The 24173-nt window shown below is 66.4% G+C and carries 26 protein-coding genes and 1 tRNA gene; 18 read left to right on the top strand and 9 right to left on the bottom strand.

Going from position 1 to position 24173, the window contains the following annotated elements:
- Positions 1-5: 5 nt before the first annotated feature.
- The 8 genes from E3T22_RS18350 to E3T22_RS18315 all read left to right on the top strand — a co-directional run bounded on the left by E3T22_RS18350 (position 6) and on the right by E3T22_RS18315 (position 6175).
- On the top strand, positions 6-509 hold the full coding sequence (locus E3T22_RS18350; protein ID WP_088457640.1) for a DUF6328 family protein: 504 nt from the start codon (positions 6-8) through the stop codon (positions 507-509).
- A gap of 43 nt (positions 510-552) precedes the next feature.
- Complete coding sequence (locus tag E3T22_RS18345; protein WP_134480400.1) at positions 553-1269, top strand: MBL fold metallo-hydrolase; 717 nt, start codon at positions 553-555, stop codon at positions 1267-1269.
- Between the two features lie 59 nt (positions 1270-1328).
- A complete protein-coding gene (locus E3T22_RS18340) occupies positions 1329-1817 on the top strand; it encodes a toxin-antitoxin system HicB family antitoxin (RefSeq protein WP_134480399.1) in 489 nt (162 codons plus the stop codon).
- 154 nt (positions 1818-1971) lie between these two features.
- Positions 1972-2817, top strand: a complete 846-nt coding sequence (locus E3T22_RS18335; RefSeq protein WP_134480398.1) for a DUF4097 family beta strand repeat-containing protein — start codon at positions 1972-1974, stop codon at positions 2815-2817.
- A 31-nt stretch (positions 2818-2848) separates the two neighbouring features.
- On the top strand, positions 2849-3856 hold the full coding sequence (locus E3T22_RS18330; protein ID WP_088457636.1) for an ATP-binding cassette domain-containing protein: 1008 nt from the start codon (positions 2849-2851) through the stop codon (positions 3854-3856).
- A complete protein-coding gene (locus E3T22_RS18325; RefSeq protein WP_103479995.1) occupies positions 3853-4692 on the top strand; it encodes an ABC transporter permease in 840 nt (279 codons plus the stop codon). The genes E3T22_RS18330 and E3T22_RS18325 overlap by 4 nt, the downstream gene beginning before the upstream one ends.
- 67 nt (positions 4693-4759) lie before the next feature.
- Positions 4760-5221, top strand: a complete 462-nt coding sequence (locus tag E3T22_RS18320; protein WP_134480397.1) for a GNAT family N-acetyltransferase — start codon at positions 4760-4762, stop codon at positions 5219-5221.
- Between the two features lie 69 nt (positions 5222-5290).
- Positions 5291-6175, top strand: coding sequence for a carbohydrate kinase family protein (locus tag E3T22_RS18315; RefSeq protein ID WP_134480396.1), 885 nt, complete (start codon positions 5291-5293; stop codon positions 6173-6175).
- Positions 6176-6201: 26 nt separating this feature from the next.
- Here the strand turns inward: E3T22_RS18315 and E3T22_RS18310 are convergent, their stop codons facing one another.
- The 4 genes from E3T22_RS18310 to E3T22_RS18300 all read right to left on the bottom strand — a co-directional run bounded on the left by E3T22_RS18310 (position 6202) and on the right by E3T22_RS18300 (position 8124).
- Positions 6202-6441 (bottom strand): hypothetical protein, encoded by a 240-nt coding sequence (locus E3T22_RS18310; RefSeq protein ID WP_134480395.1) that lies wholly within the window; start codon positions 6439-6441, stop codon positions 6202-6204.
- 70 nt (positions 6442-6511) lie between these two features.
- Positions 6512-7522, bottom strand: coding sequence for a DUF2804 domain-containing protein (locus tag E3T22_RS18305; protein WP_241983737.1), 1011 nt, complete (start codon positions 7520-7522; stop codon positions 6512-6514).
- The gene (locus E3T22_RS19435) at positions 7519-8022 is read right to left on the bottom strand and encodes a hypothetical protein (RefSeq protein WP_241983736.1); all 504 of its coding nucleotides are present in this window, start codon (positions 8020-8022) and stop codon (positions 7519-7521) included. The genes E3T22_RS18305 and E3T22_RS19435 overlap by 4 nt, the downstream gene beginning before the upstream one ends.
- A gap of 28 nt (positions 8023-8050) precedes the next feature.
- Positions 8051-8124 (bottom strand) — tRNA-Gly (locus E3T22_RS18300).
- A 135-nt stretch (positions 8125-8259) separates the two neighbouring features.
- Between E3T22_RS18300 and E3T22_RS18295 the strand changes: the two genes are divergently transcribed.
- The 3 genes from E3T22_RS18295 (at position 8260) to E3T22_RS18285 (ending at position 9993) form a co-directional block, all read left to right on the top strand.
- On the top strand, positions 8260-8739 hold the full coding sequence (locus E3T22_RS18295; protein WP_134480393.1) for a DUF1801 domain-containing protein: 480 nt from the start codon (positions 8260-8262) through the stop codon (positions 8737-8739).
- Between the two features lie 74 nt (positions 8740-8813).
- Positions 8814-9419: a dCTP deaminase gene (gene dcd, locus E3T22_RS18290; RefSeq protein WP_134480392.1), complete on the top strand. Its 606-nt coding sequence runs from the start codon at positions 8814-8816 to the stop codon at positions 9417-9419.
- Positions 9420-9471: 52 nt separating this feature from the next.
- A complete protein-coding gene (locus E3T22_RS18285) occupies positions 9472-9993 on the top strand; it encodes a hypothetical protein (RefSeq protein WP_088457627.1) in 522 nt (173 codons plus the stop codon).
- Between the two features lie 16 nt (positions 9994-10009).
- Here the strand turns inward: E3T22_RS18285 and E3T22_RS19430 are convergent, their stop codons facing one another.
- Both E3T22_RS19430 and E3T22_RS18275 read right to left on the bottom strand, forming a co-directional pair.
- A complete protein-coding gene (locus E3T22_RS19430) occupies positions 10010-11206 on the bottom strand; it encodes a haloacid dehalogenase type II (protein WP_241983735.1) in 1197 nt (398 codons plus the stop codon).
- 28 nt (positions 11207-11234) lie between these two features.
- Complete coding sequence (locus E3T22_RS18275) at positions 11235-11633, bottom strand: MerR family transcriptional regulator (protein WP_134407911.1); 399 nt, start codon at positions 11631-11633, stop codon at positions 11235-11237.
- A 186-nt stretch (positions 11634-11819) separates the two neighbouring features.
- On the opposite strand from E3T22_RS18275, the gene E3T22_RS18270 reads away from it, so the two are divergent.
- From E3T22_RS18270 to E3T22_RS18245, 6 genes are all read left to right on the top strand, one after another.
- The gene (locus E3T22_RS18270; RefSeq protein ID WP_134480391.1) at positions 11820-13340 is read left to right on the top strand and encodes a SulP family inorganic anion transporter; all 1521 of its coding nucleotides are present in this window, start codon (positions 11820-11822) and stop codon (positions 13338-13340) included.
- A 210-nt stretch (positions 13341-13550) separates the two neighbouring features.
- The gene (locus E3T22_RS18265; protein ID WP_241983734.1) at positions 13551-14885 is read left to right on the top strand and encodes a TrkH family potassium uptake protein; all 1335 of its coding nucleotides are present in this window, start codon (positions 13551-13553) and stop codon (positions 14883-14885) included.
- A 210-nt stretch (positions 14886-15095) separates the two neighbouring features.
- Positions 15096-17315, top strand: coding sequence for an anaerobic ribonucleoside-triphosphate reductase (nrdD, locus tag E3T22_RS18260; protein ID WP_241983733.1), 2220 nt, complete (start codon positions 15096-15098; stop codon positions 17313-17315).
- 9 nt (positions 17316-17324) lie between these two features.
- Positions 17325-17927, top strand: a complete 603-nt coding sequence (nrdG, locus tag E3T22_RS18255) for an anaerobic ribonucleoside-triphosphate reductase activating protein (protein WP_088457626.1) — start codon at positions 17325-17327, stop codon at positions 17925-17927.
- Positions 17928-18008: 81 nt separating this feature from the next.
- On the top strand, positions 18009-18794 hold the full coding sequence (locus tag E3T22_RS18250) for a (S)-acetoin forming diacetyl reductase (RefSeq protein WP_088457625.1): 786 nt from the start codon (positions 18009-18011) through the stop codon (positions 18792-18794).
- Between the two features lie 265 nt (positions 18795-19059).
- Positions 19060-21543: a tandem-95 repeat protein gene (locus tag E3T22_RS18245; protein ID WP_134480389.1), complete on the top strand. Its 2484-nt coding sequence runs from the start codon at positions 19060-19062 to the stop codon at positions 21541-21543.
- Between the two features lie 525 nt (positions 21544-22068).
- Here the strand turns inward: E3T22_RS18245 and E3T22_RS18240 are convergent.
- The 3 genes from E3T22_RS18240 to E3T22_RS18230 are packed head-to-tail and all read right to left on the bottom strand — an operon-like array spanning position 22069 to position 23517.
- Complete coding sequence (locus E3T22_RS18240) at positions 22069-22857, bottom strand: alpha/beta fold hydrolase (protein WP_134480432.1); 789 nt, start codon at positions 22855-22857, stop codon at positions 22069-22071.
- A 16-nt stretch (positions 22858-22873) separates the two neighbouring features.
- On the bottom strand, positions 22874-23161 hold the full coding sequence (locus tag E3T22_RS18235) for a hypothetical protein (protein ID WP_088457622.1): 288 nt from the start codon (positions 23159-23161) through the stop codon (positions 22874-22876).
- Positions 23162-23172: 11 nt separating this feature from the next.
- Positions 23173-23517, bottom strand: coding sequence for a DUF1905 domain-containing protein (locus E3T22_RS18230; RefSeq protein ID WP_241983732.1), 345 nt, complete (start codon positions 23515-23517; stop codon positions 23173-23175).
- Positions 23518-23574: 57 nt separating this feature from the next.
- Between E3T22_RS18230 and E3T22_RS18225 the strand changes: the two genes are divergently transcribed.
- Positions 23575-23973: a VOC family protein gene (locus E3T22_RS18225; RefSeq protein WP_088457620.1), complete on the top strand. Its 399-nt coding sequence runs from the start codon at positions 23575-23577 to the stop codon at positions 23971-23973.
- Positions 23974-24173: the final 200 nt, after the last annotated feature.

Raw genomic sequence — 24173 nt, 5'->3', positions numbered from 1 at the left:
AGCCCATGTCGCACTCCTCTCCGGTTCCGGACGTACCCGGCGGCGCCACCCGTGACGGTCGCGGCGAAACCCCGAATGAGCGTCTGGACCGCAACTGGAATGAGCTGCTCCAGGAGCTCAGGGTCATCCAAACTGGAACCCAGATTCTCACCGGCTTCCTCCTGGCCGCGGTCTTCCAGTCCCGGTTCGAGGACCTCGATGCGTTTCAGCGCGACATCTATCTGGTCCTGGTCGCAACCTCGGTTCTGACGACCCTGGTGGGCCTGGCTCCGGTGAGCCTGCATCGAGTGCTGTTCCGCAAGCACGCGAAGAGCCGCATCATCCGGTACACCGACTATTTCGTGCAGGCCACGCTCGCCGGGGTCGCCATCACGGTCGCCGGTATCGGGCTGCTCATCTTCGATCTGGTGCTCGGCCGGGCGTGGGGTGTGGCCTTCGCGGTGTTCATCCTCGTCGTTGTCGCGCTGCTCTGGATTGTGGTGCCGCGCATCATCCGTCGTTCGGCTTGACATCCTGGCCGATCGGCGTCACGAGCGGTACGGTCGAGCCATCATGAGACTAGGACCGCACCTTCACCGCATCGGCAACGACATCGTGGCCGCCTACCTCGTCGACACTCCCGAGGGGGTGACCGTGATCGATGCCGGACTCGCCGGCCAGTGGCGGGACCTCCTCGCCGAGCTGACCGGTATGAGGCGCACCCTCAGCGACGTCAAAGGCGTCATTCTCACGCACGGTGACGGCGATCACGTCGGCTTTGCCGAACGGCTCCGGCGCGATCACGGCGTGCCGGTCTACGTTCACCCGGGCGACGCGGCTCGCGCGAAGGGCGGCCCCAAGCCGGCGAACGGCCCCCAGTCGATGAAGCTGGGCGCCACTCTGGGTTTCGCGGCGTACTCCCTGCGCAAGGGCGGGATGCGCACCACCTACCTGACCGAGACCGTGGACGCGAACGACGGAGACACGCTGAACCTGCCCGGTGCGCCCCGAATCATCGGCCTGCCCGGGCATTCCGAGGGCAGCATCGCGATCCATGTGCCGATCGCCGACGCCGTTTTCGTTGGCGATGGGCTCACGACCCGTCACGTACTCACGGGCAAGACGGGGCCTCAGCCGGCGCCGTTCACGGATGAGCCGGAGCAGGCGATCGCATCGCTTCGCGCCATTCTCCCCACGGGGGCCACCTGGGTGCTGCCCGGACACGGCACCCCGTGGAACGCCGGCGTTGCGGCGGCCGTCACCGCCGTAGAGAAGGCCGCCCGGGTCTGACGCCAACTCTGACACCATCAATGCTTGACATGACACCATCGTGGTGTCATGATGGTGGCATGGAACTTGGACCGTACGTCAATGACCTTCAGCGTCAGCTGGTGGATGCCGCGGAGAACGGTGCGGAGGACACTCGCGCCGTCGCCGGGCGCCTCGCCGCCGGGCTGGATGCAGCGGCGCGGCTCGTGCTCCTCGACGTGCTGTCGGCCGCGGTGGGCGAAATCACCCGCGACCTCGCCCCCGGCTCCGTCGACCTGCGGCTGCGCGGTCGTGAGATCGAGTTCGTCGTCACCGCGCCGAACACCGAGCCGGAGAGCGACGAGCGGCCCGCAGCATCCGTCGACCTCGACGAAGCGAGCACCTCACGCACCACCCTCCGTCTGCCGGACGCCCTCAAGGCGCGGGTGGACGAAGCGGCGGCGGCCGATGGTCTGTCGGTGAACACCTGGCTGGTGCGTGCGACGGCGGCCGCTCTGCAACCCAAGCAACGCCGTTCCGTGCAGCGCACCCTGCGCACCGGCGACAACTTCGCGGGCTGGGCGCGCTAACCCGCCCAGCACGCTGAACACTCCAACCACGCGCACCCGCGGGGTCGGTCCGTCGTACCCACATTGCACAGCACCACATTGCACAGCCCCGAATTGCACAGCCCTGAATTGCATAGCCCTGAATTGCATAGCCCACAGAGAGGGACGCATCAGCATGCCCACCTACGACACCCCCAACCCCATCGACCTCGCCATCCACCTGCCGGTCGGCGCAATCGACGTCGTCGCCAGCGACCGAACCGACACCGTCGTGACGGTGTCACCCACCAGCCCGGCCAGGGCAGTCGACCGCCGCGGTGCCGAGGAGACCAGAGTGGTCTTCGACGGCCAGCGCCTCACCGTCACCGGCCCGAAGCCCCGCTTCAGCATCATCGGCCCCAGCGAGTCGGTGGACGTGCTCATCGAGCTGCCGACGGGATCGCGGCTCACGGCCGAGATTTCATCGGGCAATGTGCGCGCAACCGGACGCCTCGGCGCCACCCGGATCAAGTGCTCGAACGGTGCGGCGGAGGTCGATACCACCGGCGACCTGTGGCTGCGCGCCGGCAACGGCAACGCCACCGTCGGCGCCGCCGAGGGAGACATCGAGATCACCGCCGATCACGGTCAGCTCCGGATCGGCACTGTCACCGGCAACGCGATCCTCAAGGCCTCGCACGGCAACATCTCGGTGGGGGAGTCCGGCGGCGATCTCGACGCGAAGCTCTCCTACGGCGACCTCGAGATCACCCGGGCGCTCGCCGCCGTGTCGGCGAAAACCGCCTATGGCAGTATCCAGCTCGGAGAGATCTCGAGCGGGTCGGTGCAGGTCGAGAGCGGCTTCGGCCAGGTCAGCATCGGTGTGCGTCCCGGCGTTCCCGCCTGGCTCGATCTGGCCTCCAAGAACGGCCGCCTGCGCAACGAGCTCGACGGCGACAGTGCCCCAGACCCGTCCGAGCAGACCGTGGCAGTGCGTGCGCGCACCGCGTTCGGCGACATCGGCATCCACCGCGCGCGCTGAGTGCGCGCACCGAAGCGAAGGGTAGAACATCATGACCACCACCGCGATCGCCGTGCAGGGATTGCGTAAGTCCTACGGCAGCAAGACCGTTCTCGACGACGTCGACCTCACCGTGAAGGCGGGCACCGTGACCGCGCTGCTCGGCCCGAACGGCGCCGGCAAGACCACCACCGTGCACATCCTCTCCACGCTCGTGCGGGCGGATGCCGGCACCCTCACCGTCGCGGGATGCGACGTTTCGCGCGACCCCGACGGTGTGCGCGCGGCGATCGGTCTCACCGGCCAGTTCTCCGCTGTCGACGGCCTGCTCACCGGCGAGGAGAACCTCCTGCTGATGGCCCGGCTGCGTCACCTCGGCGCGAAACGCTCGAAGTCGCGGGTGGCCGAACTGCTCGAGGAGTTCGACCTCGTCGAGGCCGCGCGCAAGCCACTCGCCACCTACTCCGGCGGCATGCGCCGCCGCCTCGACCTCGCGATGACCCTGGTCCAGGCGCCGAGCGTGATCTTCCTTGACGAGCCCACCACGGGCCTGGACCCGCGCAGCAGGCACACCATGTGGGACATCGTGCGTGGCCTGGTGTCGGAGGGCACCACGGTCTTGCTCACCACCCAGCACCTCGAGGAGGCGGACCAGCTCGCGGACCACATCGCGGTGCTCGACGGCGGTCGCATCGTCGCCGACGGCACGCCCGACGAGCTCAAGAGCCTCGTACCGGGCGGTCACATCCGGCTTCGCTTTGCGGATGCCGCGGCGCTGGACACCGCCGCCCGCCTGCTCAATCAGTCGGCTCGCGATGGCTCTGCTCGCGATGGCTCTGCTCGTGACGGCTCTGCTCGTGATGACGCCGGACTGGTGCTCACCGTGCCCAGCGCCGGCGGCGTCGGCGCGCTGCGCGCCGTGCTCGACCGCCTCGACGCGGCCCATCTCGAGGTCGACGACCTCAGCATCCACACCCCGGACCTTGATGACGTGTTCTTCGCGCTGACCGGCACGAAGGAATCGTCCGGCCGGGCCGATTCGAAGGGAACAGACTCATGACCACCATCACCGCCCCGCGCCCGACCGTGCAGGGCAGCCGTCATCGGTCCTATGTCGTGACCGACGCGATCACAATGCTGCGCCGCAACCTGCTGCACATGATTCGCTACCCGGGCCTGTCAGTGTTCACCATCGTGGGTCCGGTGGTGATCCTGCTCATGTTCGTGTTCGTCTTCGGCGGCACCCTCGGGGCCGGCCTGCCGGGCGTGGACCCGGCCGGCGGGAGGGCGGCGTACCTCGCCTACGTGATGCCGGGCATCCTGGCGATCACCATAGCCGGCACCGCCGGCGGCACTGCCACGACGGTCTCGATGGACATGACCGAGGGCATCACCGCGAGGTTTCGCACCATGGCGATCTCCCGCGCGGCGGTGCTCGCCGGGCACGTGCTCGGCAACACCATCCAGGCGATAATCGCCGTCGCGCTGGTGCTCGGCGTCGGTGTGCTGATCGGGTTCCGGCCCACCGCCACCCCCATCGAGTGGCTCGCCACCTTCGGCCTGATCGCACTGATCGCCTTCGCGATCACCTGGATCGCCGTGGGGATGGGCATGCAGGCCAAATCGGTGGAGACGGCGAGCAACCTGCCGCTCCTGCTGGTTTTGCTGCCGTTCCTCGGCAGCGGCTTCGTACCGACCGAGTCGATGCCGGCCGGGCTGCAGTGGTTCGCGGAGTACCAGCCGTTCACGCCGATCGTGGAGACCCTCCGCGGGCTGCTGCTCGGCACCCCGCTCGGCTGGAACGCTGTGCTCGCGGTCGGCTGGTGCGTGGTGATCACGGTCATCGGCTACGCCTGGTCGATGATCATCTACGAGCGCAAGTCGGTGCGTTCCTAGTCACGCCGCCCGGGCTCTCGCGAGTTGACTTGCGGATCGCGATGAACCGCCCCAGTAACCTGGGCCCATGTCGTCCCTCACCCCAGTGTCGCCCGGCGATACGGCCGACCTGACCGATTTCCTCCGCGAGGTAGATCTGACGCTGAGCGGGCTTGACGCTCCCACGGTGCACCTCTGGATCCAACGGGATGCGGTCGGCAGCATCGTGGCGTGCACGGGATTCGAGCTCAGCGGTGACCAGGAGCACGCGCTCATTCGGAGCGTGGCGGTTCATCCACTCACCCAGCGAACCGGCGAGGGCACCCGGCTGGCCCTGTTCGCCCTGGCGCGGGCTGCTGAAAGCGGAGCGCAGCGGGCGTGGCTGTTCAGTCGACGGTCCGGGCCTTTCTGGCAGAAACTGGGCTTCGAGGCTGCCGACCGCGACGACCTCGCCAGGGCGCTCGCCGGTACCCACCAGGTGCAACACTTCGTCCAATCCGGCCAGCTCAGCCGTGAGGTTGCGTGGTCTCGCCCGCTCCGAGCCGGGTAGGGACCGGCAAAAATCCGTACCGGCTGTGGCACATCGAGTCGCCAAGCGGCCGTGCCGTAGCCTGAGCGGATGAGCAGAGCATCCGCTGGGGGCGCCATCGGCGCGGGTCACATCGTTGTATGCGGACCGGTGTCGTGGAACACGCTGGTCTACCTCGACCAGCTGCCGGAGCCGCGCCCGCACGTCACGTTCGCCCTCGAGGATTTTCAGACCGTCGGTGGTACCTCCGCGGGTAAGGCGCTGCACCTGACCGGGCTCGGGCGGGCTGTCGAATGTCAGACCCTGCTCGGCGACGACGACGCGTCAGGACGGGTGCGTTCCGTTCTCGAGGCGGCGGGAATCCAGGTGACCGCGTCGGTGGTGCCGGGTGCCGGCGAACGACACCTGAACCTGATGACCCGGGCGGGGGAGCGGGTGTCCGTGTACCTCTCGGTGCCGGCGTTCACCGCACCCGACATCGCCCAGTTCACGGCAATGAGCCGGGGTGCCGCGGCCCTGGTGATGGACCTCTCCGAAACCTCCCGAGCCCTGCTCCCCACGGCTATCGCGGCCGGCGTCCCCGTCTGGACCGATGTCCACGACTACGACGGCCGGTCCGAGTTCCACGAGCCCTTCATCCGGGCGGCCGACTACATCTTCATGAATGCCGACGGCATGAGCGATCCGTCGGCGTTCATGCGGGCCCGTGTGGCGGCCGGCACCACGGCCGTCGTGTGCACGCTCGGCGCAGAGGGCGCGATGGCCGTCGACGCCGAGGGCCTGCACCGGGTGGCTGCCGTGCCCGTTCAGCTGCGGGACACGAACGGCGCCGGCGATGCGTTCTTCGCGGGTTTTCTCGACGCCACCCTGTCAGGCGCCTCCACGGAGGCGGCGCTCGCCGCGGGCGCCGACCAGGCGACAGTTGCTCTGCGCACGAAACACCTGCACCCGGCGTTGGAGACGCTGGTTCCCTAGCTCGGGGGGTCAGGGGGGCGATGCGCCTACTCCTTCGAGAAGGCGTTCGGTTCGAGGCCCGCGATGCGACGGGCGTACTCCTGAAGGGCCTCGTCAGTCACCTGGTGGCCGCCGTCGGCGAAGCGTTGGCGTAATGCAACCAAGACCTGGGCCTCGTCGTGACCGGCCAGGTCCGCTTCCTGCTGCAGCAGGATGCCCGCCACTTTGTCGTCTTCGGTTGTGCTGTGCTGGGCCTGAATCGGTTCGTCCTGGGTGTCGCCGGGCATGCTGTCCTCCGTTGGCAGAATCTCGTGGGGACCATTGTGCCTCACGAAGCTCCGAGCGCTGGTCGAGGTGTCACCAACGGTTGCGGATGTCTTCCGCCCAGCCCAACAGACTGTCGACCCGGATGCGTCCCAGATCGGTGTCGACCCAGCCTGAATAGTGGCCGAAACACTGGTGACCGCGGCTGCCGAAGACCAGAAGCTCGGTCTTGCTGGCATGGTCCCAGAACGGGTCGAAACGCAGGTCGAGGCTCCCTCCGTGAATTCGCCACGGGGCGAGCCAGTCGGCTTCGTCGTAGACCCAGTCGAGTTCATCGCTGACCTTGTGGAGCGTTCCGTCGATGAGCACCGCGTTCTCGGTCGAACCGGTTCCGTCCGTCCACCGGCCGCCCAGCTGGAGGCCGATGGTGCGTCCGTCGACGATTCCCGACGCCGCGCCCCAATTCCAGGTCATCTTGTACGGCCAGCGACCGCGGCCGTGGTCGAGCACCGCCCAACTGTCGCCGGCGGGAAGCTCAAACCGGTCACCCTGGACCTCGACCCAGCCCTCGGCCGGACGGGCCACGTCTTTGACGGTGTACTGGAAGCGGCTCTTGGACCACGGAACCACGACGGCCAGCGCCTCGTGGCCGGCCGGACGCACGGCGGTGATGTCGAAGGCCACCCCCGCGGCGCGACCGCGCAGGCGGGTGCCGCCGGGTACCTCGTCGATGTCGATCGTGAGCGACCGGGTGCGCGCCCGGGCGGATGAGGCGCCGAGGGATGCCGGCAGGGTGGCACTGGATCCCAGCGGTGCGACGGCGCCGCGTTCCATCGTCGTTCCCGATACGCGGTCGTAGATCAGGATGTTGTGCACCGCTGCGTAGTCGAGCGAGGAGACGGTCAGAGTCACGATGTGGGTGGGCGTGGTGACGCCCCAATACTCCCAGCGCTTATTGCGGCCCCAACTGCTGCGGCCGTCGATGCCTGCAGTGTCGTGCAGAGGCCTTCTGCTCCAACCGACGGCGGCGGGGTTGAGCCGCCCGTCGGGCAGGCACAGCGAAACCGGCTCGGTGATCTCGCGCTCGACGATCGTGCGACTCACGGCGTTTCTCGCACCAGAGCGGGCTGTCCCAATTCCATCGACACGTCTACTTTTAGGGCAGGGATGAAGGGAATCGCGATCTTCGGATTGACTATTCGGGTGCGTGCCCGCACCACCCCGACGATGGACACAACGAGGTGTCCGATCACAGCCGCCCACAGCAGCAAATTTGCCAGAAGAAGGGTGGGCGACGGCCCGCTCTCGCTTTCTCCAGTCAGAACGAGCCCGATGATCGCGTCGGATACCACAATGGCCGCCCCGATCGCTGCGACAACCGTCACGGTCAGCACCCAGTTCGCTGCCCATCGGGAATTCTCCCGCACCAGCGCGTCCGGGTGCCGGCGGTTCTGAGCTGCGAGAATGCCAAGCAGAACCGGAGCAAGCAGGGCGCCGAACAACGGAACAAACCAGAGGAAACCGATTCCCCAAAAGCGGCGGCCGGACGCGTCCGGAACGGCCGATTGCGCCAGTGGCATGTGCTCAGGAGGAAGAGAGGTCATGCCGGATTCTATTGGGCCGACCGAAGTTTGGAGCGGATGACGGGAATCGAACCCGCGCTATCAGCTTGGGAAGCTGAAGTTCTACCATTGAACTACATCCGCGCGTCCAGGCCGCCGAAGCTGAACTGGAACCGCCATCCTACCAAGCCTCGACCGCCAGGCTGGCACCGACTTCCTTGAGCCTCGGCCGCCGAGGTGCGAACATGGGACGGTCCGCCGACGAAAGGGCCCAACGCGATGAGCACCGAACCGAAAATCAGCGGCAACCAGGTCGGCGCCGAGTCGGCGGGAGGCTTCTCTGCGGAAGAGCGCGCCGCGATGAAGGCCCGTGCCGCCGAACTCAAAGCCGACGCCCGTCGCGGCCGTGCCGAGGACAAGGCGGCCGCGGATGAGGCGACCATGATGGCAAAGATCGCCGAGATGAAAGAGCCCGACCGCCAGATGGCCGTGCGTCTGCACGGCATCGTCACCGAGGCCGCCCCAGAGCTGCTGCCCAAGCTCTATTACGGCCAGCCGGGCTGGGCCAAGGCCGGCAAGGTCGTGGTGTTCTTCCGCAGTGGCCAAGACGATAAGGAGCGCTACTCGACTCTCGGCTTCAGCGCCCAGGCCAACCTCGACGACGACGGCGGGATGTGGCCCACCTCCTATGCGCTTCGCGAACTGAACGATGACAGTGCAGCGACCATCGCGAAGCTGGTCGCGACGGCCGCTGCCTGATCGGCTCGGCGCCGCCGAAAGTCACGCTGGGAAACCACACGCTCCGGGCGGGGCCACGCCGATAGGCTGGCACCGTGCTTCTCTCGGATCGTGACATCAAGGCCCAGATCGACGCGGAACGAATCGCGCTCGCCCCCTACGACCCGGAGATGATCCAGCCGTCGAGCATCGACGTGCGGCTCGATCGGTTCTTCAGGCTGTTCGACAACCACAAGTATCCGTTCATCGACCCGGCCGTCGACCAGCCCGAACTCACCCGGCTGATCGAGGCCAAGGGTGACGAACCGTTCATCCTGCACCCGGGCGAATTTGTGCTCGGCGCCACCTTCGAGGCCGTCACCCTGCCCGATGACGTGGCCGCCCGCCTCGAGGGCAAGAGCTCGTTGGGCCGGCTCGGCCTGCTCACCCACTCCACCGCCGGATTCATCGACCCGGGCTTCACCGGGCACGTCACCCTGGAGCTCAGCAACGTGGCCACCCTGCCGATCAAGCTCTGGCCGGGTATGAAGATCGGCCAGCTGTGCTTTTTCCAGCTCAGCTCGCCGTCCGAGAAGCCCTACGGTTCTGCCGCGTACAGTTCCCGGTATCAGGGCCAGCGCGGCCCCACGGCCTCCCGCTCGCACCTGAGCTTTCACCGCACCGACGTGGGCACCACGGATGCCGGCAGCCTCGGCGGCTGACCTGGAACGCCATGTTCATGCGCGCGTTACGTGCGCCCGGTAAAATCGAGGCATGACCACCTCAGAGTCCCGTTTTGCCGAGGCGCTGATCGCCGACGGTCCCACCCCGGAATACCCCGGGCGCATGCGCCGATTCGGCCAGCTCGTGGGCACCTGGGCGGCGCACGGCAGCCGGCTCGACGAGGCCACGGGGGAGTGGACTGAACGCGAGTTCACCTGGATCGTGCAGTTCATCCTCGACGGGCGCGCGGTGCAGGACGTGGAGGTCGAGGCCAGCGCCACGCATCCGTCCGGCTTCGAGACCGTCGCCACCGCCGTGCGGGTCTACGACCAGCTGGCCGGTGCCTGGCGGGTGAGCTCCTTCGCCCCGACGATCGGCGAGTACTGCCACCTGATCGCCACCCCGTACCGCAACGGCCTGCGCCAGGACGGCACCGGCACCGACGGTCGCCCGGTGCGCTGGAACTTCACCTCGATCACCGAGGACGGTTACACCTGGGAGGGTTGGGTGAGCGACGACGAGGGCACCACCTGGCACCTCGTGGAGCACAACGAGGCCGTGCGGGTGCACTGACCGGCTTCGGCAGCGCTCACTCGGGTGCGCCAGCCTCTGCGACCGTGGTGTGCACGATGATCTCCGAGTGCAGCGTGCGGTGCACCGGACACCTGTCGGCGATCTCGCTCAGCCTCTGACGCTGCTGCTTATCGAGGTCGCCGTCGAACCGGAGTACCCGTTCGACGTGGTCGATGTGCCCGACCGCGGTCTCGCAGTCCGCGCAGTCCGTGGCGTGGATGCGGCTGTGCCGGAGGGTCACGGTCACCTTCTCCAATGACCAGTTCTTGCGTTCGGCATACATGCGCACGGTCATCGACGTGCACGCGCCGAGCCCGGCCAGGACCAGGTCATACGGGGACGGGCCGGTATCGGTGCCGACCGGGCGAGGCTCGTCGGCGGTGAGTCGGTGCTGGCCGACGGTGATCTGTTGGGCGTAACCGCCTTTTCCTGCCTCGGTCACGACCACGAGACCTTCAGCCGGATCAGCTTCGGCCGGCTCAGCGGCGGCTTCCGGGGCGGCTTCTGGCGCCGCGTCGCCGGATGGCGACGCCGGCGCACCTGCCAGCAGCGTGGCCAGCTCGGCCAGCCGGCCCACCGTGTAGTCGGGGGCCGTGAAGTAGCTCGGGTAGGTGTCACCGCCGCGGTTCAGCCAGGCGGTGGCCAGGCCCGCTTGCGCGGCTCCGTGGATGTCCCAGGGATGCACGGCCACGAGCAGCAGCTGGGCCGGGCGCACCTCGCAGGCCTCGGCGGCGTAGTCGTACGCGGGCCGCCCCGGCTTCCAGGCACCAGCATCTTCGACGCTGAGCAGCGCCTCGAATTCTCCCTCGAGCCCGGCCGCGGCCAGGAGCGACCTGGCGACCCCGGCGGATCCGTTGGACAGCGTCACCAGGCGCATCCCGGTGCTTGTCAACGCTCGCACGCCCTCGGGCACGTCGGCGTGCAGTTTGAGCAGCCCGAATCCCGCCATGATGTGCTCCACGGCGTCGGCGGGGCTGCGCAGGAGTGCCACATCGCGCAGCACCTCGCGGAGGAGCTCGGACCCGATCACCGCGAACGGCGCGGCGCCACCCGCCGCGGCGAGGGCGAAACCATCCCGCAGGAGCGCGGCGAACCACACGGACGCCAGATGGGCGGGGGCGCCGACCTGCACGAACCGGGCCTTCATGCCCGACATGTCTGAGAGGGTCTCATTCACGTCGCAGACGATCACGGCTGGAGTGCTGCTGGTCATTGGTTCGGTTCCCTCCCGTCGGCGGGTGTTACACGTCGCGGCCGTGACGGCGCAGGAGGTCCAGGAACTCGTCGGCCATGGCGAGCTGCTCGGCTAGCTTCTGCCGGCGCTCCTCGGCCTGGGTCACAAACGACGCCAGGTCGGCCCGCACGGCGGTCCGATCGGCCGCGTCGGCCGCATCCAGGGTGTCGATGGTCTTCAGCAACGCCATCATCTGCTCCAGCGAGAAGCCGAGCGGCTTCATCCGCCGGATGAGGATCAGCCGCTCCAGGTCGACGGCTGTGTACAGCCGGAAGCCACCCTCGGTGCGACCGGAGGGCTTCAGCAGACCCACCTCGTCATAGTGCCGGATGGTGCGCAGGGACAGGCCGGTGCGGTCGGCCAACTCGCCGATGTGCATCGTGGCCGGTGCGTCATCCGTTGCCATGTCTCAAACCCCTCCCGCGCACAGGAACTAAACCAACCCTTACGTTAGGGTAGGGTTGTGCTGGTTGGCTGACGCTGCTGCCAGCCCTTCCATCCTGCCGGTTCGGCGGATGGCGTGCGCACCCGGCGCACCCCCTACTTTGCCCCATCCCGGTCCGCACCGCGGGCCCCGTCGCTGGAGGCCGCCATGGCTCTCATTGAGAAAACTCCCACGCCCAACCGCTACAAGGCCGACCCGTCCGTGCTGACGGCGCTCCGCACCCCGCGCATCCTTACCCGGGAGGTGCTCGCCGGCCTCGTCGTGGCGACGGCCCTCATCCCCGAGGCCATCTCGTTCTCGATCATCGCCGGCGTCGACCCGCGGGTGGGGCTGTTCTCCTCGTTCGTGATGGCCGTGTCCATCGCATTCCTCGGCGGTCGCCCCGCCATGATCACCGCCGCCACCGGCGCGGTCGCCCTGGTGATCGCACCCGTGGCGCTGGACTACGGCATGGACTACTTCATCGCCACGGTCATCCTGGCCGGGCTGCTGCAGGTGATACTCGGCGTGCTCGGCGTGGCCAAACTGATGCGGTTTATCCCGCGCAGCGTCATGGTCGGCTTCGTCAATTCGCTGGCCATCCTGATCTTCATCGCCCAGCTGCCGCACCTGCTCGGCGTGCCGGTCATGGTCTACCCGCTGGTGGCGATCGGGATCATCATCATGGTCGTGATGCCCCGGTTCACCAAGATCGTGCCGGCGCCGCTGGTGGCCATCGTGCTCCTCACCATCGCCACCGTCACCATCGCGATCACCGTGCCCACCGTGGGCGACCAGGGCGAACTGCCCAAGAGCTTGCCGGAGCTGTTCATCCCGAATGTGCCGCTGACCTCTGAGACCCTCTCCATCATCGCGCCGTACGCCCTGGCGATGGCGATGGTGGGCATACTTGAGTCGCTGATGACCGCCAAGCTCGTCGACGAGGTCACCGACACCCACTCGCACAAGACCCGCGAAACCTGGGGCCAGGGTGTGGCGAACATGCTCTCCGGCTTCTTCGGCGGCATGGGCGGCTGCGCCATGATCGGTCAGACCATGATCAACGTCAAGGCCTCTGGTGCCCGCACCCGCATCTCCACCTTCCTCGCCGGGGTGTTTCTGCTGATCCTGGTCGTCGCCCTCGGCGACGTCGTGGCGATCATCCCGATGGCGGCGCTGGTGGCCGTGATGATCATCGTGTCGGTGCTCACCTTCGATTGGCACAGCATCCGCCTGTCGACGCTCAAGCGGATGCCCAAGAGCGAGACCACCGTCATGCTCTCCACCGTCGTGGTTGTCGTTTTCACCCACAACCTCGCCATCGGTGTGATGGTGGGTGTGCTCGTGGCCATGGTCGCGTTCGCCCGGCGGGTGGCGCACCTCGTGAACGTTCAGCGCACCGTCTCCACCGAGGACACCGTGCCCACGGCCCTCTACACCGTGACCGGTGCGCTGTTCTTCGCCTCGAGCAACGACCTCACCACCCAGTTCGAGTACGCCGACGACCCCGACCGGGTGGTCATCGACATGTCCGCCTCGCACATCTGGGACGCCTCAACGGTGGCCGCGCTGGACGCGATCACCAACAGGTACGAACGCCACGGCAAGCGTGCCGTGATCGTCGGGCTGAACGAAGCCAGCACCGACATCCACGCGCGTCTCGCGGGCAATCTCGGCGGCGGGCACTAGGCCGCCGGTTCGGAGGACCGCGACGGGGCGCTCGGGCTGTACAGTTGCACGACCGAAGCCTAGACATCTGAGGTGGCTAAACATGCCGAAAGGCGCTGCAGATCCCGCGGACGTGTTCCTCACCTGTTCACGGCACCGAGGCCGGCCGTGGCGGTGACACGCGCCTCGTTCGGGCGGAAGACGCAGGGGCATCCCCGTACGGCGACGGGCTTGTCGAATCTGGTCGTCCACGACTTCTCAGCGCTGCTGGCCCTGATGGTGTTTCTCTTCGTTGTGCTGCTGTTCACGACCTTGCTCAGCCTGCCCATAGCCGCCGCTGATGGTCGCGGCACCGCGTTCCACGACACTCTTTTCACAGCGGTCTCGGCGATGACGGTGACGGGCCTCGTCACCGTCAACACGGCGGAGCACTGGTCGTTTTTCGGCCAGATCGTGATCCTGCTGGCCATCCAGATCGGCGGTTTGGGCATCGTCACGATCGCACTGCTCCTGACTCGAGCGGTGACCCGAAATCTCGGTTTGAAGGGTCGCATCCTGGCCCGTCAGGGGGTCGGAACCACCAAGCTCGGTGAGGTGCAGTCGCTGCTGCGCGTGGTGATCCTGACAGCCCTGACGCTGGAGCTGGCGCTGGCCGTGTTTCTGGTGCCACGGTTCATAGTGGTGGAGCAGTCCTGGAGCGGCGGCCTCTGGCACGGCATCTTCTACGCCGTTTCGTCGTTCAACAACGCCGGTTTCACCGCTCATACCACCGGCCTGTCCGGGTTCGAGAACGACCCGTGGATCCTCGTGCCCATCATGGTCGGCGTTCTTGTCGGAAGTTTCGGGTTCCCGGTGTTCCTGGTGCTGATGATGGCCAAGGCCCATTGGCGCAAGTGGAACCTGCACACGAAGCTCACCCTGACGACGACAGGCATCCTGTTGGTTGTCGGCGCCGCACTGTGGGGCGCTTTGGAATGGTCCAACAGTGCCACGATCGGGGACCTCTCGGTGGGGGAGCGGGTGATGCAGTCGATTTTCGCGTCGACCATGATGCGGTCGGGCGGGTTCTCCCTGGTGGATCCCGCCGCATCCACCTCGGCGACCCTTCTGGCGACCGACGCGTTGATGTTCGTCGGCGGCGGGTCGGCGTCTACCGCGGGCGGGATCAAGGTGACCACGATCGCGCTGCTGTTCCTGGCGATCGTTGCCGAGGCCAAGGGCGACAAAAACCTGATGGTGTTCGGGCGCACCATTCCCGAGCAGACCATGCGGGTGGCCATCAGCGTGACCTTTTTCGGGGCAACGCTGGTGCTCGGCGGGAGCGGCCTGATCATGCTGGTCAGCGACGCGTCGCTCGACCATATTCTCTTCGAGGTGATCTCCGCCTTCGCCACCTGCGGGCTGAGCGTGGGGCTCAGCGCGGAACTGCCACCTGCGGGCAAATACATCCTCGCGGCGTTGATGTTCGCCGGCCGGATCGGACCGATCGGGTTGGCGTCAGCGTTGGCGCTGCGCCGCCGCAATCTGCTCTACAAGTACCCGGAGGAACAGCCCGTCATCGGCTGACCGGCGAGGGTGCCGGCGAAGCACAAGTCACAGCTGTGACAGACACGCCCACGTGTTTCGGGTGCACAGATGTGCACCCAAAACGGTCGGCGAATCCCGAGGCGTCTTTCCGGCCCTCGACGGCGCGCCACCACTACATGTAGCGGCACCAGGGACCAAGGGCACCCAAATCTAGTGATTTCGGCGACCCGACGTCCCTATGCTGAAGTCGTGAATCCAAGCATCAGCGCCCCGGCCCCGACCACTGCCACCCGCGACGACGTCGTCGCCATCCAGGTCGTCAAACGCGACGGCCGCCGGGTGGACTTCGATGACACCAAGGTCTACGAGGCGCTGGTCAAGGCCGCGCTGGAGATTCACACCGAAATGACCCCGCTCGTGCACCGGGCGATCGTCGATATCGTCGCCGCCGTCAACCGGGAGATCGCCGGCCGCTTCAGCACCGACATCAAGATCTACGAGGTGCAGAACATCGTGGAGCACGCGCTGCTCGAAAGCCACGAATATGACCTCGCCGAGAAGTACATCGGTTACCGCACCCAGCGCGACTTCGCCCGCAGCAAGTCCACCGACATCAACCACTCGATCATCAACCTGCTCAGCAAAGACTCCTCGGTGGTGAACGAGAACGCCAACAAAGACAGCGACGTCTTCAACACCCAGCGCGACCTCACCGCCGGGGCCGTGGGCAAGGCCATCGGCCACAAGATGCTGCCGCCGCACGTGTCCAATGCGCACCAGAAGGGCGACATCCATTTTCACGACCTGGACTACAGCCCATACGCACCGATGACCAACTGCTGCCTGATCGACTTCACGGGCATGCTCAGCCGGGGTTTCCGCATCGGCAACGCTGACGTGGAGCCGCCCCGCTCCATTCAGACTGCCACGGCGCAGATCTCGCAGATCATCGCCAACGTGGCGTCCAGCCAGTACGGCGGATGCTCCGCCAACCGCACCGACGAGCTGCTGGCTCCGTACGCCCGCGCCAACTTCGCCAAGCACCTTGCCGACGCGGAACGGTGGATCGGCGACCAGACCAAGCACCACGCCTATGCGGAGGAGAAGACCCGCAAGGACATCTATGACGCGATGCAGAGCCTCGAATACGAGATCAACACCCTGTTCACCTCGAACGGGCAGACCCCGTTCGTGTCGCTGGGCTTCGGCCTGGGCACCGACTGGTTCGAGAGGGAGATCCAGCGGGCGATCCTGCAGATCCGCATCGACGGCCTGGGCAGCGAGAAGCGCACAGCCATCTTCCCCAAACTGATCTTCACGCTCAAGCGCGACCTCAACCTCGCTGAGGGTGACCCGAATTACGATATCAAGCAGCTCGCGCTGGAGTGCTCGACCAAGCGGATGTACCCGGACGTGCTCAGCTACGACAAACTCGTCGAGATCACGGGCAGCTTCAAGGTGCCGATGGGCTGCCGATCCTTCCTGCAGGGGTGGACCGACGCTGACGGCAACGATGTCTCCGAGGGCCGGATGAACCTGGGCGTGGTGACGGTGAACCTGCCGCGCATCGCGCTGGAGGCCGCCGGGGACCGGGCGAAGTTCTGGAGCATCCTCGAGGAGCGTCTGTTGATCACCCGCGACGCCCTGGTCTACCGCATCGAACGGTGCAAGCAGGCGACCCCCGCGAACGCCCCGATCCTCTACGTCTACGGCGCCTTCGGCCAGCAGCTGGCGCGCACCGATTCGGTCGACACCCTCTTCAAGGACGGCCGCTCCACGGTGTCGCTGGGCTACATCGGCCTCTACGAGGTGGCTGCGGCCTTCTTCGGCGGCGCCTGGGAGGGCGACGCCGAGGCGAAGGCGTTCACCCTCGACATCCTCAAGACCCTCGACGTGCACACCAAGGCGTGGAGCGCCGAGTACGGCTACCAGTTCAGCGTCTATTCGACCCCGAGCGAGAGCCTGACCGACCGGTTCTCCCGCCTCGACAAGGTCAAGTTCGGGTCGGTGGAGAACATCACCGACAAGGATTACTACACCAACAGCTTCCACTACGACGTGCGCAAGAACCCGACCCCGTTCGAAAAGCTCGACTTCGAGAAGGACTACCCGGTGTTCTCCTCCGGCGGTTTCATCCACTACTGCGAGTACCCGGTGCTGCAGCAGAACCCCAAGGCGCTCGAAGCCGTCTGGGACTACGCCTACGACCGGGTCGGTTACCTGGGTACGAACACCCCCATCGACCGCTGCTACAAGTGCGACTTCTCCGGCGACTTCACCCCCACCGAGCGTGGTTTCGCCTGCCCGGATTGCGGCAACGACGACCCGGCCAGCTGCGACGTGGTCAAGCGCACCTGCGGTTACCTCGGCAACCCGCAGGCCCGCCCGATGGTGCACGGTCGCCACCAGGAGATCGTTTCCAGGGTCAAGCACATGGCTGGCGCCACCGGCGTCAGCGGCTCCCTGTAGGCAGCCGTTATGCGGAACCCGAAACCCGGTGAGTGGCTCTCCGACAAGCTCAGCCAGGGCTTCATCGGTGACTACAAACCGTTCATGTTCGTCGACGGCGAGGGAGTGCGCTGCAGCCTCTATGTGAGCGGATGCCTGTTCGCGTGCGAAGGCTGCTTCAACGAGGCCACCTGGAACTTCCGCTATGGCACGCCGTACACGGTCGAGCTCGAGGATCGGATCCTTGCCGACCTGGCCCAACCGTACGTGCAGGGCCTCACCCTGCTGGGCGGGGAACCCTTCATCAACACCGGGGTGTGCCTCTCCCTGGTGCGCCGGGTGCGGGCGACCTTCGGCCAAGCCAAGGACATCTGGTCGTGGACCGGGTATTCCTACGAAGAGCTGCTGCTCGACAGCCCCGACAAGCTGGAACTGCTCGATCAGATAGACATCCTCGTGGATGGCCGATTCGACCTCGCCAAGAAAGACTTCAAGCTGCAATTCCGCGGCAGCAGCAACCAGCGCATCATCGACGTGAAGAAGTCCCGCGCCGCGGGTCGCGCCGTGCTCTGGACCAACCTGCTCGACGCCACCCAGACCTATGAGCAGCTCGTGAAGCAAACGCTGATCTAGCTGCGCCTCCCGCCTGTCCGGTTGTGACTTTGTCATCGACCCGCCGACAGGTTTCGAACAATGAAGATAGGAAGCACGATCATGGCACGCACGGAGAATGGAAAAGTCGCACTCATCACCGGTGGTGGACAGGGAATCGGGCGGACGGTCGCGGAGCGGCTGCACGCTGACGGCTTCAAGGTGGCCATCGCCGACCTGAACCTCGAGACCGCCGTCGCCGTCGCCGAATCGCTCGGTGGCACGGCCGGCGGAGCAATCGCGGTGCACGTCAACGTCTCCGACCGAGACAGCGTCTTCGCTGCGGTCGCGCAGGCCGTCACCGAACTGGGTGGCTTCGACGTGATCGTCAACAACGCCGGCATCGCCCCGACCTCTCCCATCGAGGAGATCACCGAGGAGAGCATCGCGAAGATCTTCTCCATCAACTTCAACGGCGCGGTGTGGGGCATCCAGGCTGCCACCAAGGCGTTCAAGGAACTCGGCCACGGTGGAAAGATCATCAGCGCCGCCTCCCAGGCCGGCCACATCGGCAACCCCGGCCTCGCGTTGTATTCGTCGACGAAGTTCGCCCTTCGCGGTCTGTCCCAGACCGCCGCCCGGGACCTGGCGCCGTTCGGCATCACGGTCAATACCTTCGCCCCCGGCATCGTGAAGACGCCCCTGATGGAGAACCTGGCGAAGAAGCTGGCGACCGACAACGACAAGCCTGAAGCGTGGGGCTGGGAACAGTTCACCAAGGGCATCGCCCTCGACCGCTTGTCTGAAACCGCCGAGGTCGCCGGAGTCGTCTCCTTCCTGGCCGGCCCCGACTCCAACTACATCACCGGCCAGTCAATCGTGGTCGACGGTGGGATGGTCTTCAACTAGTCGCGCTTGACCGCGACCCGGCGCTGCCTCCGGCAGCGCCGGGCGCTCGCGGCACGGGAATCGCCCCATTTTGGGGGTTCGCGGCACGGGATTTACGCCTCTTTCAGCCAATAGGGTTTGGGAGGCCTCGGCTCCGCCCGGACCGAGGCCCCAGTCGCGCCCACGGGGCAGCACTACTTGAGAGGATCGTCGTTTGCGATCGCTACAACGACCCACCCACCGCTTGCTACCGAAACTGGGAAGCGCAGCAGTCGCGGCCGCTCTGGTGACGGGCGGCACGATCATCGCCGTCCCGCAGGCCGCTTTCGCGGCCGAGCCGTTCTCCGAGACGCAGATGCTGGCCACCCAGTCGAACTCTTCCGAGATCGTCGCGCTGGACCGCGCGACCGGAGCTACCACGAAGATTCTGACTGTTCCGGGCGGTGTTGAGGGTCTGAACCAGATCGGTATCACCGGTGACGGCAACACCCTCATGCTCACGAACCCGACCACCGTCTTCGAGTACACGGCATCGTCCGAGACGTGGGAGACTACCGCCCGCGTAGGCACGACAGTGGCGAGCACGATGGGCGGCGTCGACCCGGCCACGGGTCTTTTCTACTACGGCGGACAGGCCACGGGGAGCACGTTCACGTTCCGCAGCTACTCCCCCACCACGAACGCTCTCTCGAGCAGCGTACTGTCCGTCACAGCGGCGGATGCGCCTGGCGGCAACGGTGACCTCTCCTTCGATAGCCGGGGCAACCTCTACTTCGTATCGAGCAACGACCAGACCGCACAGCTGTACCGCGTCGACGCGAATCAGCTCGGCGGCAGCGCCACCGTCGCCGCCACCAAGGTCGGTCCCGTGATCGACTCCCGTCTGGCCCTCAACTCGATGGCCTTCGCGGATGACGGCTTCATCTACATCGCCGGCAGAGGGGCGGACGGCTTCCTCCGGGCCAACCCCGTGACCGGCGCCATCCTGGAGCGCCGCACGCTCAGCGTCGCGATCACCGACCTGGGCACGAACGCCGTTCCCTTCACCGCAGCCGTGACCACGGAACTCCCCGGAGGCCGTGTCGAAGAAGGCGACCAGTTCACCGTCACCATCGGTGGCGGCGGCATCACCACAGGCAACACCGGAACCACCACCGGCACCGAAACATCGGAGACCGTCGGCCCGATCCTCATCCTGCCCGGAGAGACCTACACGGTCGAGCAGACCCCCGCCGGTACCACGAACCCGGACGCCTACAACACGGTCTGGACCTGCGTCGATCCGGCAACCGGTACTCAGGTCACCGGGGGCACCGGAACCTCCGGGCAGTTCACCGTCCCCGCCGGTGTGAAGGACGTCGCCTGCACCTTCACCTCGACCCCCAAGCCCGCCCCCGTGGCGAACGACGATGTGTCGACAGGCAATGAGCTGGGCAAGCCCGTCACGGTCGAGGTGATCGACAACGACTCCGGCGACCTCGACCCGACGACAGTTCAGATCATCGACGGTAAGGGCGACCCCGTCACCAAGCTCGTCGTGCCCGGTGAGGGCACCTGGACGGTCGACCCTGCCACCGGCGCGGTCACCTTCGCCCCGGAGAACGGCTTCTCCGGCAACCCCACGCCGATCACCTACGTGATCTCCGATGCGCGCGGCAAGACCGCCATTGCTGACGTCACGATCACGTTCGTCCCGGAGGCCGCGGACGATGAGTCGCTGAACAATGCGCAGGGCAGGTCGGTCCTCGTCGACGTGGTCGGCAACGACCGCGGCGACCTCGACCCGACGACCGTTCGCATCATCGACGGCAAGGGTGACCCGGTCACCAAGCTCGTCGTGCCCGGTGAGGGCACCTGGACTGTCGACCCTGCCACCGGCGCGATCACCTTCGCTCCGGAGGCCGGATTCTCCGGCAACCCGACCTCAATCAGCTACGCCATCGCCGACACCCTCGGCACGGTCACGGCCGCCGACGTCGTTGTCACCTACGTCCCCGGCGCGATCAATGACACGTCGCTCAACAACCCGCAGGGTGACCCGGTCACCGTCAACGTGATCGGCAACGACCGCGGCGACCTCGATCCGACCACTGTGCGCATCATCGACGGTAAGGGTGACCCGGTCAGCAAGCTCGTCGTCACGGGCGAGGGCATCTGGACGGTCGCCCCCGCCACCGGCGCGATCACCTTCACCCCACAGGCCGGCTTCGCAGGCAACCCCACGCCGATCACCTACGAGGTCAGCGACACCGCCGGAAACACCACCACCGCCAACGTCACGATCACGTTCGTTCCGGAGTCAGCGAACGACAAGTCGGTCGGTAACCCGCAGGGTGCCCCGGTCACTGTCGACGTGATCGGCAACGACTCCGGCGACCTCGACCCGGCCACCGTGCGCATCATCGACGGTAGGGGTGACCCGGTCACCAAGCTCGTCGTCACGGGCGAGGGCACCTGGACGGTCAACCCTGCCACCGGCGCCATCACGTTCACCCCACAGGCCGGCTTCACGGGAAACCCCACGCCGGTCACCTACGAGGTCAGCGACACCGCCGGAAACACCACCACCGCGATCGTGACCATCACCTACGCGCCCGCCACGGTAGTTGTCGTGCCCCCGGTTGCCACTCCGGTTGCCACTCCGGCGGCCACCAGCAAGCTCGCCGCCACTGGAGTCAACGTGGTCGGCGTCGCGGGCACCGGTCTGGGAGTGGTGCTCCTCGGCACGGCGCTCATCCTGTTCCGCCGCCGGCGCCAGCAGCTGGGCTAGCCGCTCCACTGGGCCATCCGCCGGCCTGACAGTACCTTGAACCGCACCCCGAAAGTTGGGCTCCTCATGGGGAGTTCACTTTCGGAGGTGCGGTTCTTGCTGCAACAGATGGAACGCACAGTGATGGCAAGGTCGCGCCCGTCACACTCACTGCATTCGCGGTCGAGTCGCGACGGCCACCGTCCCGCTCGAGAAGCAGGCACTGATTTAGCCCTGGCACGATTGACTTTCAGTGAGGTTCGCCCGCAATGCGAACCTGATGCGCCAGAGACGCTCGCATCGCACCCTGGCGGTTCCCGCTCATTCCCGAGCTCACCCACTGCATCGCTGATGCCCGCGTTCTGCTGGCCGACTCTCTGGGACGACCGATCCCCGATGCGGCTGTGTCGGTTGATGAGACCCGTCACGCTTTCGGGTTCGGGAAAATCGGATTCGGCTTCATCGACTGAGGTGGAGCTGGGAGCCGGTGTCGCCACGGTAACCGTCGAAATCAGCGGCTGGCCGGGGCCCGCGGGGATGTTCCCGCTAGGTGCGAGGCGGCGGGAGAAAGGCCCTGAGCTCAGCTATCCACTGGGGGAAGGCATCGAGGTGCGCATCATGGCTTCCGCCGTCGAGGTCGACGCGCGTGACTTTCGAACCACGCGATACGAACTCATCCTTCGCTGCCGCAGAGAACATTCCCTCGGTGCCGAAAACGGCGAGGGTGGGGATGTTGAGGTCGCACCACTCCGGCCAGCGCGGGTGAGCATCCACGTGAGCGATGGTCTCGACCATCACGTCGGGATCGAAGCGCGGCCACAGCCCATCGGGCCGCACCTCGAGGTCGGCGATCCAGGCGCGCGAGAGCGGAGAGTCACCGAGAAAGGCGCGCGCGTGCGATTTGTTGCCGAACGGCACCGGCCAGGACGTGAAGAAGCGACGCATGGCATCTCTGCTTTGTTCGTTGCCGTCCCCGCCGACACCGGCCTCGAGGAGAACGAGACGTTCCACCAGATCGGGCCGGGCACTTGCGACCAGCAGAGCGGTGTGGCCGCCCAGGGATTGGCCGACAAGGGAAACAGGGCTCCCGAGCACCGACTCGATCACGAACACCACGTCGGCCACATGGGCCGCCCGCGACACGTCGTCCGGAAAGCGGGTGCTGCGTCCGTGACCTCGAGCGTCAACCGTGACCACTCGGTGATCGCCGAGAGCCGCAGCTGTCGCAGCCAGCTCGGTGCTGCTGCCCGCCAGGCCGTGAAGGATTACGACCGGAGGCCCAGAGCCTTCGGTGTCGGTGATGTGGAGGTCGATCGCGCCTCGTCTGATTTTCATCGCTAGTGCCGCAACGTCACAAGCGGTCGAGTCTGCGGATTCGGTTTTCGAGACCAACGCGCTTGCGGTTCAGGTTCCACATTGACGTGACGCCGAGCACGAGGGCCTTGCCTTGCGCTGCGGCACTGGGCAGCCCGCGTTCGGCGAGCGCGACCTCGACGGCATCCTTGCCCGCCTCCCGGTGCTCGGCAACGACCTCACGCGCATCCTTCAGCGCGCTGCTGTTGAGCGGATGGTTGTCGATTTGCACGTTGATGTCGGTGAGCTCGCTCTGAGCCTTCACGAGCTTTTCGCTGACGGCCACTGGCATCCTCCTCAGGTCAACCGCTCTGAAAGCCGGACGACGACGTCGTCGCCTACCTCTTTGCCGAGCTTCTTCCGCAGCTTGGCGCTGATCGAGAGCATGTGACCACCCGATCCGGTGGGCATCAGGCCAGCCGTCACCGGCTGGTCATCCACCTGCGCCACTACCCGGACGGCCTTCCCGGTGCCGAACAGCTCCACCGAACCCGGGACTTCGACACACGACCACATCTCGCCCTTCACCAGTACTCCGATCGGAGCGGTGAAGGAGAACTGCATCGGGCCCTGTTCGGTGCTCATGACAAGGATCTCCAATCGACACGCCTGGATGGACCGTCCGTTCACAGTATCGGCCACCCGCGGCTCATCCCAATAGCAGCTGCCCAGCCGGCCAAAGTCTCCTAAGGTGATGGCGTGACACTAAAACTGGGTTTCATCGGGATCGTGACGGGTGACATGGCCGCTTCGCTGGCCTTCTATCGAGCGCTGGGCGTGCGGATCGAGGAAGGACTCGACGATGCGCCGCACGTCGACGCGAAACTCGATGACGGCACGAGCCTGGCATGGGACACCATCGCGACTATTCGCGGATTCGACCCCGACTACATCGCACCCACGGGCGGCCACCGCATCGCGCTCGCGTTCGACAAAGGCACGCCGGCCGAGGTGGATGCGGCCTTCGCCGAGCTGGTCACCGCCGGTTACGTTGCCCATGTCGAACCGTGGAACGCGCACTGGGGCCAGCGCTACGCGACCCTGTTGGATCCCGATGGCAACTCCGTGGACCTCTACGCCGAGCTGTCCGCGAACTGACGAAAACTCCCGCCGACCCGTCGGAACACACGCTCGACTGACCGGGTTCGCACGTCAATAAGGAAATAGTGAGATTTCAAGGATGCTTTTGGCGGCGGATTCAACCGGTCAGCGCAACACCGGTCGGTTGTGGCTTCGAGAGTAGCTCGTTGAGGGCTTCTTTCGGGGTTTTCCAGTCGAGGGTTTTGCGGGGGCGGTCG

It is taken from the genome of Cryobacterium sp. TMB3-10, assembly GCF_004402305.1.
GTDB classification, from domain to species: Bacteria; Actinomycetota; Actinomycetes; order Actinomycetales; family Microbacteriaceae; genus Cryobacterium; species Cryobacterium zongtaii.
The sequence above is the reverse complement of the archived record's forward strand: the minus strand, read 5'-3'. Positions and strand labels throughout refer to the sequence as shown.